Genomic DNA, 12,770 nt, shown 5'->3' with positions numbered 1-12,770 from the left:
GAAAGAAGGAACCGAGCCGACTCCAGTCGTGATCTCCGCAAGTCAATCAAGCGGATCAGCGGTGTTTTCTCCCTCGATGAAACTGGACGTCCGTGCTCACGCGCCATGGATTTGGCGCAGATCGGCACGCTTTGGACAAGCGCAATGCGAGACGCGTTCGCTTTGAGCATAATTCCAGGCGGCCCTTGCGACGCTGACAGCGCATGGTGCGAATCTTTGTAAGTTTGTCAGCTTGGCTACCATTGTCCGTGAGATGACGCTCCGCACATGATGCGAAGGGTCTGTGATCCAGCTGTTTTCGTGGCCGGCACGCGTCTTGCTTCGGTCGGCACACCATCACCAATCCAGGGCTTGGTGATGCAGGGGCGGACCAGACGCATCACCTGCGTTTGAGTCCGTCCCGTCGATCTGCTGCGAGGCGACATGAAACAGCAGCCGGAAGAACCACGCAACCATCAGGGAGTGACCCAATGGAAATCGTCTTGGGATGTTGCGCCGGCTCGTTTTCGCCGGCATCCTGGTTGCTTGCTACTGGGCAGTGCGGTGACAAGGAGCCGCAATGCGCGTCTTTGCTTTTGAAATTGATCGAACCTGACCCGCACCCTAGCCTCCTGAAGCGAGCCTTGTCGCACGGCTCGCAAGCATTTGGGCTCGTCAACAATAATCTTTGGTATCGTCTTCCGAATAGAACGCTGCAAAGTGCGTTTCCCGACAGTTCTGTTGCGGAGGCTGCATTTGAGGGATCCGCGCGCAGCCAAGCGCGAAAGATGCCCCGTCACCGCTACCAAGTCGATCATAGCGTACGTCTCCGCCCCGCTGATTCCGGCGAGTGATGAGACGCGACAATGTGATGATCCGCTCGGCTTTAGCTGTTCCGCCTAGCTTTGGTCAACGCTGGATTGGAAATCATAGGGCCGACGCTGCCCACGGGCATAGCAGGCCAATGTTACCTTGACTGGCCAGTCTTATGGCTCGCGTTGACTCGCTGCCGCGGATCGCACAAGCGCGGCTAATGGAACCGGATGTCGCATCTCAGTCAGCCGATCGAGCTCTGTGCCGCAATGGGCTATGCAGACGTGCTCATTGCTTCAAAGAAGTAAACCATTGCGGGCCATATGAGTTGCCAGCTGACGGGAATGTCCGATGCCCCGACGATCGGTCGTGGCGTCAGTTCTCCTTGGCAACTATCGTCGCGCGATCGAGGACATCCCGATGTCCGGAGCAGCCTGCCGAGTAGGCTCTGAACGGACAACGTGGAGAGGCGACTTGCATGGAACGGTACACGGTCTACATGGTCAGACACGACGGGCATCTCGTAGGCTTTGTCGAGTTTATCTGTTCGGACGAAGGGACCGCCACAGAGCGGGTGCGGAAGCTTGCAAGCGACCACGCGGTTGAGCTTTGGCAGAACGATCGTAGGATCGCAGCATATGAAGGACGCCGGTGTCTCTGCGAAAAGGAGATCGATTGAGATAGGCACGCGACGAAATTATTCGACGTATAGAGCTGGCCGCCCGCCCCGGAATCGGCAGATGTTCGATGTTCGCTAGCCAAGCAGGTTGATCTCCGCAGAGCTGTCGAACATGCTCGGCACACAACAAAAACCCCGGCATCGCTGCCGGGGTTTCGCATTCCGTGGTTCGCCTGAGTGGCCGGACTCAGAAGTCCATGCCGCCCATGCCACCCATGCCGCCGCCCGGGGGCATGGCGGGGCCTGAGCCGCCCTTCTTGGGCAGCTCGGCGACCATGGCTTCCGTGGTGATCAGCAGCGCCGCGACCGAGGCTGCGTTCTGGATCGCGGTGCGAACGACCTTCGTCGGATCGATGATGCCCTTGGTGACGAGATTGCCGTACTCGCCGGTCTGCGAGTCGAAGCCATAGGCGTACTGATCTTTCTCCAGGATCTTGCCGACGATCACCGAGCCGTCTTCACCGGCGTTGATCGCGATCTGGCGAGCGGGCGCGGACAGCGCCTTGCGTACGATCTCGACACCAGTCTTCTGGTCGTCGTTCTTGGTGCGCAGGCCCTTGAGCTGCTCGGAGGCACGGAGCAGGGCGACGCCGCCGCCCGGGACGATGCCTTCCTCGACAGCCGCGCGGGTCGCATGCATCGCGTCATCAACGCGATCCTTGCGTTCCTTCACCTCGACCTCGGTCGCGCCGCCGACGCGGATCACCGCGACGCCGCCTGCGAGCTTGGCCAGACGCTCCTGCAGCTTCTCACGGTCGTAGTCCGAGGTGGTTTCCTCGATCTGCGCCTTGATCTGGGCTACGCGCGCCTCGATGTCGGCCTTCTTGCCGGCGCCGCTGACGATCGTGGTGTTCTCCTTGTCGATCATCACCTTCTTGGCGCGACCGAGCATGTTGAGCGTGACGTTCTCGAGCTTGATGCCGAGGTCTTCCGAGATCGCCTGGCCGCCGGTCAGGATCGCGATGTCCTGCAGCATGGCCTTGCGGCGATCGCCGAAGCCGGGAGCCTTGACGGCCGCGACCTTCAGACCGCCGCGCAGACGGTTCACGACGAGGGTGGCGAGCGCTTCGCCTTCGACGTCTTCCGCGATAATCACAAGCGGCTTGCTGCTCTGCACCACGGCTTCCAACAAGGGAAGCAATTCATTCAACTGAGATAACTTTTTCTCATTGATCAGGACGTAGGCATCTTCCATTTCAACGCGCATCTTGTCGGCGTTGGTGACGAAGTAGGGCGAGATGTAGCCGCGGTCGAACTGCATGCCCTCGACAACTTCGAGTTCGGTCTCGAGCGACTTGGCTTCCTCGACGGTGATGACACCCTCGTTGCCGACCTTCTTCATGGCGTCGGAGAGGAACTTGCCGATCTCCGCATCGCCATTGGCCGAAATGGTGCCGACCTGGGCGATCTCGTCGTTCGAGGTGACCTTCTTGGAGTTCTTCTGCAGGTCCGCCACGACCGCGTCTACGGCGAGATCGATACCGCGCTTCAGGTCCATCGGGTTCATGCCGGCGGCGACCGCCTTGGCGCCTTCGCGCACGATCGCAGCCGCGAGAACGGTCGCGGTGGTGGTCCCGTCGCCGGCCGCGTCAGCGGATTTGGAGGCGACTTCGCGCACCATCTGGGCGCCCATGTTCTCGAACTTATCGTCGAGCTCGATGTCCTTGGCGACGGTGACGCCGTCCTTGGTGATCCGGGGAGCGCCGAACGACTTGTCGAGCACGACGTTGCGGCCCTTCGGACCGAGCGTGACCTTCACCGCGTTGTTGAGGATGTCGACGCCGCGCAGCATGCGGTCGCGGGCGTCGACGCCGAATTTGACTTCTTTGGCTGACATATTGGTTTCCCTGACTTGATTGGTCTCATCTCACTCTTGAGGCGCCCGGCAGGCGCTCCTCAGGGGTGAGCGGTGCGAGCGGTTGGATTAGGCGGCCTTCTTCTTGGCCGACGCATCGGTGAGAACGCCCATGATGTCGCCCTCCTTCATGATCAACAGCTCCTGGCCGTCGATCTTGACCTCGGTGCCCGACCACTTGCCGAACAGCACGCGATCGCCGACCTCGACGTCGATCGGGATCAGCTTGCCGCTCTCGTCGCGGCCGCCCGGGCCGACGGCGACGACTTCGCCCTGGGACGGCTTTTCCTTGGCCGTGTCGGGAATGATGATGCCGCCGGCGGTCTTCTCTTCTGCGTCGATGCGCTTGACCACGACGCGGTCGTGAAGCGGACGGAATTTCATGCAGCTCTCCTAAGCATTTGCTTGGGTTGGTGAATTCAGATTGTTAGCAGTCGATACACGCGAGTGCCAATGCGTGCGGAGCTGAAGTAGGGTGGGTCTTTTCGGGAAGCAAGGGTCTGGCCAGAAAAATCGGCGCTCAGGGTATTCACCGGCTGTTCGGGGTCATGCCGGCGAACGACCGGACCGGAGATCTGCCCTTGGTGCCTAGGATTTTCCTCACGATCCCGCGCGGACGCGAACTCGTGATGGCGCGCTGGGGACGTGGCGGGTTCTGTGGACGCCACCAAGAAGCTGGAAGCAAAGGGCAGGCCAGTCGACTTCCAGCAGCTGCTGAGGATAGAGCTCGATGGCGGCACGACCAACGTCCGGTAGCGAGAGCGCGCACTGGAAGCGCTGGCTCGATCCGCAGAGCCGCTGCCTGGTGCCGTTCACCTCGTTCTCCGAGGACGACACCATCGATGGCAAGAAGGTGTCCGTCCGGTTCGCTCCCGACGAGAGCCGGCCTGTTCTCGACGATGGAGTTGCAGCCGGCAAGACGAAATGCATTTCCGCCAACGCCGCCGTGAGGCGTGCCGAGGCGTTGTCCCGCAAGCCCGGCATCATGGGCGCGGTCGCCTTCTCGGGGGCCGAAGGACCCATCGCGCAGCGACTTCGGCGACGCCAAGGTGATCCGGAAATGCGGCGACGTACCCGAAGATCTGAGCACGCTGATCGTCCCGACGTCGCTACACCGCGGCGGTGGCATCAGAGCGGAATTAGCCCGCGGACTCGCATTTGAGGCATCGCCACATCGTGGCTCCCTGCTATCACGATTGCGGCCAAGTCATGGACGCAACAAGGGCAGACGCGAATGACGCTGGAAAGTGGCTGGGCGACACGAAGAAGGCGAGAGATCAACTGAGAGGATCCGCCGGATGCTCGGCGAAACCAGATGAACCGGGCAAGCTCGAACCCGATCCCGCAGGCTCCTCCGCGGCGAGCCTTTCGACCTGTTCGACGAACCCGGACCGGGTGCGTTGATCGCGTATCCGGAGAAAAGCGCGGATCAGCCTAAGCCCCTGCAGATCGCTTCGCGTTGAAGACGCGTTATCGTTCATTTTCGAGCTCCCTGGCTTTCTGTAGGTGGTTCAAGTCGCAAGTGCAAGAATGATCCGTATCACGCGTCGGTTGCAATATAAATCCTACCAAAACGAGGGGGTTCCGCTCGGGCCCGAACGCAGGTTCACACGGCCCCCGTGCGGGGTAGGATACGGGCCACAGTTTGCCCTTCATAGCCTCCCATCCTGGCAGAGACGATGAAGCGAAGCGCAATTCAGCGACGAGCGCGGCTGTAGCTGCTGCCCACACGTTCCAATACACCGAATCTAGTTGTGCGCCTTTCGACATATTCGGATAGGACAACGCGGCGGATGCGAGCCACAAACGGTCGGAAGCCAGCCACAGAACAGCTCTAGAACTTCCATACTTCGTCTTAGACGAGCCTTCCTCCAACGCATTCAATTCGTCGTATCCTCGCCATTCGAGAGCCGAATCCGTCGCGCAGCAAATACAGCTCTCGATGAAGAATGCTGCCATGAAGTCGTAGCGATCAGGTGAAACGAAGAGAGCCAGTGCCACGCAGATCGAAGGCTCGCTGAGGTGATCGCGTTATCGGTTGGCGCAGGGTAAAATCAGACAGAGAGCATAAGGTCGAAGCCCGTGGCAATTAATCGTCGAAACTTCGCTGCAGCCGGATTTTCTACGCTCGTGTGCGGATACGCACTGATGCAGCCGGGACGGGGCACGCCGTCCCGGAGGCCGGTGGTCGCAGGCTATGTCGCCCCGTGGAAAGCCCGGACGGGCGGTCCAAACATCAAGACGATCCCGGCTCGCGAGCTGACCCACTTGATGTACGCGTTCGGCACCGTTTCGGCAGAAGGACTGGCTGGACTTTCGGATCGTTGCCTCGACGCAGGAGCCTGCGACGGAACCGCGCCGTCGATCCCGTTCGGCGGCAATTTCGCCCAACTCGCCGAATTGAAGCGGAGCAGTCCGGAGCTCCGGATCCTGATTTCGTTGGGCGGATGGAGCGGGTCGAAATATTTCTCGGCCGCCGCTGCCACGCCGATGTCGCGCGCGCGGTTCGCACAATCCGTTATCGAAGCGTTCTTTCAGCCGTATCCGGGTCTGTTCGATGGTGTAGACGTCGATTGGGAGTTTCCCGTCTCAGGAGGACATCCGGGGAATCTCGCGCGCCTCGAGGACCGTACGAATTTCACGCTCCTGATTGCGGAGCTTCGCCGAAGACTCACTGAGTTTTCCGCACTGGAGCGCAGGGAGCTGGAGCTCACCATTGCCGTATCGGCCGCCCCCAATAAGATTGTCAATCTGGAGGCGGCCGCTCTCGCCCCGCTGGTCGACCGGATTCATCTGATGGCCTACGACTATCATGCGGGCTCGACCTTTGCAGGCTTCAATGCTCCGCTGTTCGCCTGTGCCGGCGATCCAAGTCCCGATCTCAATGTCGATGCAAGTGTGAATGCCTTGATCCGGGCCGGGGTGCCGCGGGCCAAGGTCACGCTCGGCGTAGCCTTCTATGGCCGAGCTGTTGCAGGCGTTCCGCAGGAGAACGGGGGGCTCTTGCAAAAGGGGACGACGGCGAGCGAGGAATGGGGAGGGAGCGACGGCATCGATTATCGCGATCTCGTTGTCCGGCGACCGGAAGAGCAGGGCTTTCGCCGGTATTGGAGTGATGAGGCCCAGGTGCCGTGGCTCTATGACGCCGAACGGCGGATATGGATCAGCTACGACGATCCGCTATCCATCGCACGCAAGGCGATGTACGCGCGCGCCCATGGACTCGCCGGGATCATGATCTGGGACCTGTTCGCCGACGACGGTTCGCTGCTGCTCGCGGCACTCCGCATCCTTCCTGTGCGAAGATCCGAATAGAAGAGTCGTCATTACGTCGCCTTGAAGCGCGTCATCTGTTCGAGAGAAATCAGCTGCGTTCGATGCTGTGAGATCAGAGCCACGTCGAATTGAAAACGACGATGTCGGAAATCTGACAACCGGCAGCGTCGTTCCGGAGGCATGCTGCCGGCAATGCGGGTTTCTCGTCGTGATGCGACGTGCGCACCGGATCCCATCCGGTTAATCGCGAGGCCGGACGACTCTTCGCGACGCCTCACGCGAAGGCTTGAGCACCCTGACTTAAGCCATGTCTGTGTATCGGCGTGGGGTCACGACCCCGATCGGCGCGATAAGTCACTGATCCATGCGACACAGAAGAGGCATGCTTCGGCGCCGATTCACACGTGGCGCCCTGGAGTAAAGACGCTGGTCTCGCCAGTCGGCCCCGTTCCTTATCAGGCGAGACATCGGCAGAGTTGCGGCGGATGCTCTATTGGCCTGCTTCAGATGCGCCTCACGATCAAGCGGTCGGCGACAGCAACGTAGATTGTGAGTCTTGAGACAAATGTCAGCAACTTGACGCTACACACCATTACGGACGTGACTGTCTCGGTTAGCGAGTTGACCTGCCGAGAGCCAGGATGTCCCGATGTCGAAACCATCGTCGCGATCTTGAGAGAGGGGGAAAAGCCGGCAATTGCAAGAATCCACAAATCGATTCTCGACGTCGCTCTCGATGAACTGAAGGCAGCTTTCGATCTGAGACTTCAGACCGAAAGCGCGTTTTCACGGACTTTCACCACGATTTTGTTGGCGAATATTTCCCCGAAGCTGCTCGATGCATCGAGCGGCACATTGTCGAGCTGGCCGAGCCGCAACGGTTCGGCCGGTGTCGGCTGATGCGAAACTTCGAAGCTCAGCAGGCATCGCGCGAGCTGCAGCACCTGACCACCTCGGCCGCTGGGGTCCTTGCACGGCCGACGCCCTGTCGAGCAGGGGATTTCCCGCTCGGTAAAACATGAACAGTGCGGCCGCTTGGCGACCAGCTATTTTCCCGCTCGGTAAAAAATAGGCATTGAAGTCGAATGGGATCAGCCTATATTCCCGCTCGGGAAATAACCATGACAGATATTCCGGATACGACGACCCTCGGAACTTTGGTTCGCCAACGGCGGAACTCATTGGGGTTACGGCAGCAAGACCTTGCATTCGCCGCCAACGTGGGCGTGCGTTTCATCGTCGATATCGAGAGCGGAAAGGAAACCAGCCAAATCGGCCTGGTACTCAGACTGCTCAAGGCGCTCGGGATATCGCTCCAAGCCAACATGGCGCCAACTCCGCCGTCGCCTTCTCAATCAGCGGACGACGACAGCGGCATCTTCGATCCCGATAACCCCGCACCATCCCGATGAGAATCCAGGAAAACGCTCCGGCCGCAGCCGGTGACAGTCTCGACGTTCGCTACGAGGACCGATTGATCGGTCGCATCCGCCGACGAACTGAGGCCGTCCAAAATATCGAATTCGTCTATGACGAAGCGTGGATGTCGGACCCCAATAGTTTTCCGGTTTCCACACGAATGCCGCTGGCTCGTCGCCTGCACGAGCCGGACGTGGTCTACCCATGGTTCCTCAATCTGCTTCCCGAGGGCCGCACGCTCCAGACGATCGGTGCGATCCTTCGGATCCCGGAAACTGACGTGTTCGCTCTGCTGGAAGAGATGGGCGAAGACCTCCCCGGAGCACTCGAGATATCCCGTCCTTTAGACGAGAGGCGAAAGCGGAATCCGAGATACCGGAAGCTGACCGAAGCCGAGCTGGCAGAGACCATTCGAAAGCTTCCGGATAGACCGTTTCTCGTCGGAGAAGAGGGCATTCACATGTCCTTGGCCGGCGCCCAGGATAAGTTGCCCGTGGTCCAATATCCAGACGGCGCAATAGGGCTAGCGTTGGACGGGATGCCGACGACCCACATTCTCAAGCCGGCCAACAAGAGATTCCACTCCGCCGTAGAGAACGAGGCGTTCTGCCTTCGCCTAGCCGCTGCGGTGAGGCTGCCAGTGGCGGAATGCTCGATAGGGAACGCGGAGGACGTCGAATACCTATTGGTCAAACGCTACGACAGACCGATCAAAAGGGGGCGCGTTCGCAGGATCCATCAGGAGGATTTCTGCCAGGCCACCGGCTACATTCCGCATCTGAAATACGAATGGAATCCGCAGACGAAGCAGTCCGGTCCGGGACTGAAGGCCTGCCTCGACGTGTTGACCCCGACCGGCAATGCGGCCGCCAACAAAGTCCGCTTCGTCGATTACGTGGTCTTCAACGTCCTTACTGGAAACGTCGATGCGCACGCAAAGAATTATTCCTTGCTGCTCGAGGCGGGCGGCGCCGTGACGATGGCTCCGCTCTACGATGTGATGAACGGCGAGATCTATGAAGGCGTGACGAGGAATCTCGCCATGAAGATCGCCGGGAAGAATCGTGGCCGGTACATCGGTGCGAGACACTGGGATCGCTTCGCCGAGGAAAACGCGCTGTCAGCCACTCAGGTGAAACGTAGAGTCGCCGCGCTGTCTCAAGCGGTTCTCGACGCGTTGCCCGGCGTGGTCGCCGAAATGAATGCGGCCAAGACGTCCCCGACGTACCAGCAGATCGAAGGATTTATCGCCAGCACCTGCCGCAGCATGCTGTCGAACCTCAAGAACAATCTCCAAGACGAGCCGCTGGAAGACGAGAAGGCGGCTCCCGCCGCTCAATCTCCCGGATTCTCGTGATTCTCGTTCTGATGCCACTCAGCCGATTCGAAGGCCCGCTTTAGTCCTCGGAGCACCAAGGGGCAAACGTTACGTAGCTGGACGCGAGTCCGATTTCGGTTTCAGAGTTATCGGAAAAGGAAGAACGTGCCAGGCCGTGCCAACTTGCGCCTAAGGAGCGCGCGCAATATCGAAGACGGCGGCTCGCCGGACATCATCGCGACCGGGCTGGTCGAAAATCGCCAGCCGCATGGTCGATGTTATCTTCGAAGAATTCAAGGACACCGGTCATTCGAAGCTGATCCTCGCCCGCAAGGTCTCGATCGCGCCTTTTCCCGAGACCTGGAAGCGCGACCGGAGAGGGCGTCGCCGAATTTCACCTTCAGGTCGAGAAATGGCGTACCCGACACGATTCCAATGTGCGACGTTTGCCTTCGGAGGCACACTCGCTCGAGGTTTTCACCTCCGGCACGCAGAGGGCGATCACGCGATCGCCTGATTCGAGCTGGAGAACACGCTCGGCGGACGGTTCAGTCCGTAATGTTCACGTAGCGTCGTGCCAGTGTAGTCGTGACGGAACAGACCGCGCTTGCGCAGGATCGGCACGACTTGCTCGGCGAAGAGATCGAAGCCGCCGGGCAACCACGGCGGCATGACATTGAAGCCGTCTGCCGCGCCGTTGTCGAACCAGGTTTGGATACTATCGGCAATCTTCTCCGGCGGGCCGGCAATCACCCAGTGGCCGCGCGCGCCGGCGAGGCGCTGCACAAGTTGACGTATCGTCGGCTTTTCGCGATCGACGATGTCGACCACGAGCTTGAAACGGCTGGCGACGCCGTGCGCGCCGTTGGTGTCGATCAGATGCCGTGGAAAGGGACCATCGAGGTCGAAGCCGGTAAGGTCAAGACCGGTCATCTGGCGGAGCTGGGTCAGCGAGAATTCCGGCTGGATCAGCGCGTTGAACTCTTCCTGAAGCCGATCGGCCTCGGCTTGCGTGCTGGCGATAAACGGCGAGATGCCGGGCAGGATCTTGATCTGATCAGGTTGGCGATCGAATGCGCGCGCCTGACGTTTGATATCGGCATAGAATTCCTGTGCGCTGGTCAATGTCTGGTGCGCGGTAAAGATGGCTTCCGCAAAGCGCGCGGCAAAGGCCCGTCCGTCCTCGGACGATCCGGCCTGGACATAGACCGGCCGCCCCTGCGGCGGCCGCGAGACGTTGAGCGGGCCGCGTACGCGGAAATGCTTTCCAATATGGTCGATCGCGTGGATCTTGCTGGTGTCGGCGAAAATGCCGGAGACAGGGTCGTTGACCAGCGCGTCGTCTTCCCAGCTGTCCCACAGCCGTGTGATAACGTCGAGATATTCCCGCGCCCGCTCATAGCGTTCGTGATGCGGCGGATGTGCGGGCAGGCCGAAGTTCTGGGCCGCCTGCGGCGAACTCGTGGTCACGATGTTCCAGCCAGCGCGACCGCTGCTGATGTGATCCAACGAGGCGAACAGCCGCGCAAGATTGTAGGGCTCGGTGTAAGTCGTCGACGCTGTCGCGATCAGGCCGATATGCTTTGTGGCCGATGCGATCGCCGCAAGCAGGGTGATCGGCTCGAGCCGGAACCGCTGCGCGTAGCGGACGTTGTCGGCCAGCGCCGGACCGTCGGCGAAGAACACCGCGTCAAATTTGTGCGCTTCGGCGCGCTGCGCCAGCTCCTGATAGTAGGTGACATCGAGGATGCGGTCCGTCGTCGAGGCCTTGTGACGCCAGGCCGCCTCGTGGTGACCGTCAGGATAGATGAAGAAGTTGAGTGAAAGTTGCCGTTTGCTCATAGCGTTGCTCGCAAAATGTTGGTTGCTGTCGGATATCGGCGTCGCGCTTAGGTTTCACTCGACTCTATGTCGATGACCACAAAGCTGTCGATGAAATGAATTTGCGTTGTTGCGGGCGAAGCGAGCATGAAGCGCGTGAGCTCGTCGTCGGTCGGAGACGAGTGCGTTCGTCGTCACGAACAACCGCAGCACTTCGATCTGTTTCGTTTCTCGGCTGGGCTGATTTGGCTCGCTGTCACGCCGGTGAAACGGCGTAATCGACAATCACCACCGCAAATATTTCCGTGTCAGCTTGGCATGCGACGCGATCATTGCTCGCCGGGCAAAACAAAGCTGGTTTCGTTTCATTGACTGGATCGCGATCGCATTTACGATCTGCACCGTCCAAGCGAGGTCGTTCACCATGCGGCAATCCGGTCTACCCGTCGTTCGCGAAGCAGTCCGGCTGACCTCGGCTCTGCGTGTGCGGTGCTGCGCCGGCGCGATGGCGGAGAGCTGTACCGCCGGGATCCGTGTGCCGCGAGCCATCCAGCTGCCGACGTGATCCCCTAGGGCACCATCCAAGATATCACCATTATTCTTCGCCGCTGCTTGCATGACAGGCGCATGGCGAAGCTTTGTCCAGAGCATCACAGGAAAGACCACGATCATGAGCACCACGACCATCACCATCGACAACCTCATCCCGCGCGCCGACATCGTAAAACGCGCGGCACGGCTCGGCGCCGAGATCAGGAACGTCAAGCTGTCGGGCGACCTGCCTGACGACGTCGTTCGCGCTGTCAACCAGGTGCTGCTCGAGCACAAGGTCATTTTCTTCAGGGACCAAGGGCATCTCGACGATGCCGAGCAGGAGCGCTTTGCCGTCAGACTCGGAAAACTCGTGCCCCATCCGACGGTCGGTGCGACCAAGGGGACGTCGTCAATTCTGGAGCTTGACTCGGGGCAGGGCGGTGGGCGTGCCGACCAGTGGCACACGGACGTCACTTTTATCGATGCCTATCCGAAGATTTCGGTTCTGCGGGGCGTGGTGATCCCGCCGTACGGCGGTGACACCGTTTGGTCGAACACGGCGGCGGCCTATCTCGACCTGCCGGCGCCGCTGCGCAAGCTCGCGGATGAGCTCTGGGCGATCCACAGCAACGCCTATGACTACGCCGTGAAGACGCGCGCGAGCGAGGCGGATAGAAAGCACTTCGACGAGGTGTTCACCGGAACGATCTATGAAACCGAGCATCCGGTGGTACGGGTCCACCCCGAAACCGGCGAGCGCACGCTCGTGCTGGGCAATTTCGTGCAGCGCTTCGTCGGCCTGCCGAAATATGACGGCCAGAAGCTGTTCGAGCTGTTCCAATCCCACATCACTGCGCCAGAAAACACCGTGCGATGGACCTGGCAGGCCGGTGACGTCGCGATCTGGGACAACCGCGCAACCCAGCACTACGCGGTCAACGATTATGGCGACCAGCACCGCGTCGTCCGCCGCGCCACCATCGACGGCGAGGTGCCGCTCAGTGTCGACGGTCGCCGCAGTGTGACGCGCATCAAGGCGTCGAAACCGCAGACGGTCAAGGCCGCCTGATCCCGCC

The 12,770-nt window shown here is 60.4% G+C and carries 10 protein-coding genes; 5 read left to right on the top strand and 5 right to left on the bottom strand.

All coding sequences use genetic code 11. The features are described 5' to 3' along the window. Positions 1–1,658 precede the first annotated feature (1,658 nt). Positions 1,659–3,308, bottom strand: coding sequence for a chaperonin GroEL (groL, locus tag ACP2YP_RS32860; RefSeq protein ID WP_426420346.1), 1,650 nt, complete (start codon positions 3,306–3,308; stop codon positions 1,659–1,661). 87 nt (positions 3,309–3,395) lie between these two features. Beyond that, complete coding sequence (locus tag ACP2YP_RS32855; protein WP_426420345.1) at positions 3,396–3,710, bottom strand: co-chaperone GroES; 315 nt, start codon at positions 3,708–3,710, stop codon at positions 3,396–3,398. A 346-nt stretch (positions 3,711–4,056) separates the two neighbouring features. Here ACP2YP_RS32855 and ACP2YP_RS32850 point away from each other — a divergent pair, with 346 nt between their 5' ends. After that, on the top strand, positions 4,057–4,488 hold the full coding sequence (locus ACP2YP_RS32850; protein WP_426420344.1) for a hypothetical protein: 432 nt from the start codon (positions 4,057–4,059) through the stop codon (positions 4,486–4,488). Between the two features lie 986 nt (positions 4,489–5,474). Further along, positions 5,475–6,641 (top strand): glycoside hydrolase family 18 protein, encoded by a 1,167-nt coding sequence (locus ACP2YP_RS32845; RefSeq protein WP_426420343.1) that lies wholly within the window; start codon positions 5,475–5,477, stop codon positions 6,639–6,641. 728 nt (positions 6,642–7,369) lie between these two features. Here the strand turns inward: ACP2YP_RS32845 and ACP2YP_RS32840 are convergent. After that, positions 7,370–7,546, bottom strand: coding sequence for a hypothetical protein (locus ACP2YP_RS32840; protein ID WP_426420342.1), 177 nt, complete (start codon positions 7,544–7,546; stop codon positions 7,370–7,372). Between the two features lie 177 nt (positions 7,547–7,723). Here ACP2YP_RS32840 and ACP2YP_RS32835 point away from each other — a divergent pair, with 177 nt between their 5' ends. Both ACP2YP_RS32835 and ACP2YP_RS32830 read left to right on the top strand, forming a co-directional pair. Beyond that, complete coding sequence (locus tag ACP2YP_RS32835; RefSeq protein ID WP_426420341.1) at positions 7,724–8,014, top strand: helix-turn-helix transcriptional regulator; 291 nt, start codon at positions 7,724–7,726, stop codon at positions 8,012–8,014. A gap of 62 nt (positions 8,015–8,076) precedes the next feature. Further along, positions 8,077–9,378 carry a type II toxin-antitoxin system HipA family toxin gene (locus ACP2YP_RS32830; RefSeq protein WP_426420340.1) on the top strand — a complete coding sequence of 434 codons (1,302 nt, stop codon included), beginning with the start codon at positions 8,077–8,079 and terminating at the stop codon, positions 9,376–9,378. 462 nt (positions 9,379–9,840) lie between these two features. Here the strand turns inward: ACP2YP_RS32830 and ACP2YP_RS32825 are convergent, their stop codons facing one another. Continuing rightward, positions 9,841–11,181 (bottom strand): LLM class flavin-dependent oxidoreductase, encoded by a 1,341-nt coding sequence (locus ACP2YP_RS32825; RefSeq protein ID WP_426420339.1) that lies wholly within the window; start codon positions 11,179–11,181, stop codon positions 9,841–9,843. 264 nt (positions 11,182–11,445) lie between these two features. Next, complete coding sequence (locus ACP2YP_RS32820; protein ID WP_426420338.1) at positions 11,446–11,853, bottom strand: hypothetical protein; 408 nt, start codon at positions 11,851–11,853, stop codon at positions 11,446–11,448. On the opposite strand from ACP2YP_RS32820, the gene ACP2YP_RS32815 reads away from it, so the two are divergent. After that, the gene (locus ACP2YP_RS32815; protein ID WP_426420337.1) at positions 11,831–12,763 is read left to right on the top strand and encodes a TauD/TfdA dioxygenase family protein; all 933 of its coding nucleotides are present in this window, start codon (positions 11,831–11,833) and stop codon (positions 12,761–12,763) included. The two genes, ACP2YP_RS32820 and ACP2YP_RS32815, sit on opposite strands and share 23 nt — an antisense overlap. Positions 12,764–12,770 lie beyond the last annotated feature (7 nt).

This window comes from Bradyrhizobium genosp. A (assembly GCF_049949275.1).
Lineage (GTDB): Bacteria > Pseudomonadota > Alphaproteobacteria > Rhizobiales > Xanthobacteraceae > Bradyrhizobium.
Note: the sequence above shows the minus strand (reverse complement) of the source record. Positions and strands in the feature narration are given on the sequence as shown.

What these genes read in the sequence shown, in the direction of transcription:
- groL (WP_426420346.1), bottom strand. Translation starts at nt 3,308, where the DNA reads ATGTCAGCCAAAGAAGTCAAATTCGGCGTCGACGCCCGCGACCGCATG.
- ACP2YP_RS32855 (WP_426420345.1), bottom strand. Translation starts at nt 3,710, where the DNA reads ATGAAATTCCGTCCGCTTCACGACCGCGTCGTGGTCAAGCGCATCGAC.
- ACP2YP_RS32850 (WP_426420344.1), top strand. Translation starts at nt 4,057, where the DNA reads ATGGCGGCACGACCAACGTCCGGTAGCGAGAGCGCGCACTGGAAGCGC.
- ACP2YP_RS32845 (WP_426420343.1), top strand. Translation starts at nt 5,475, where the DNA reads ATGCAGCCGGGACGGGGCACGCCGTCCCGGAGGCCGGTGGTCGCAGGC.
- ACP2YP_RS32835 (WP_426420341.1), top strand. Translation starts at nt 7,724, where the DNA reads ATGACAGATATTCCGGATACGACGACCCTCGGAACTTTGGTTCGCCAA.
- ACP2YP_RS32825 (WP_426420339.1), bottom strand. Translation starts at nt 11,181, where the DNA reads ATGAGCAAACGGCAACTTTCACTCAACTTCTTCATCTATCCTGACGGT.
- ACP2YP_RS32815 (WP_426420337.1), top strand. Translation starts at nt 11,831, where the DNA reads ATGAGCACCACGACCATCACCATCGACAACCTCATCCCGCGCGCCGAC.
- ACP2YP_RS32820 (WP_426420338.1), bottom strand. Translation starts at nt 11,853, where the DNA reads ATGGTGATGGTCGTGGTGCTCATGATCGTGGTCTTTCCTGTGATGCTC.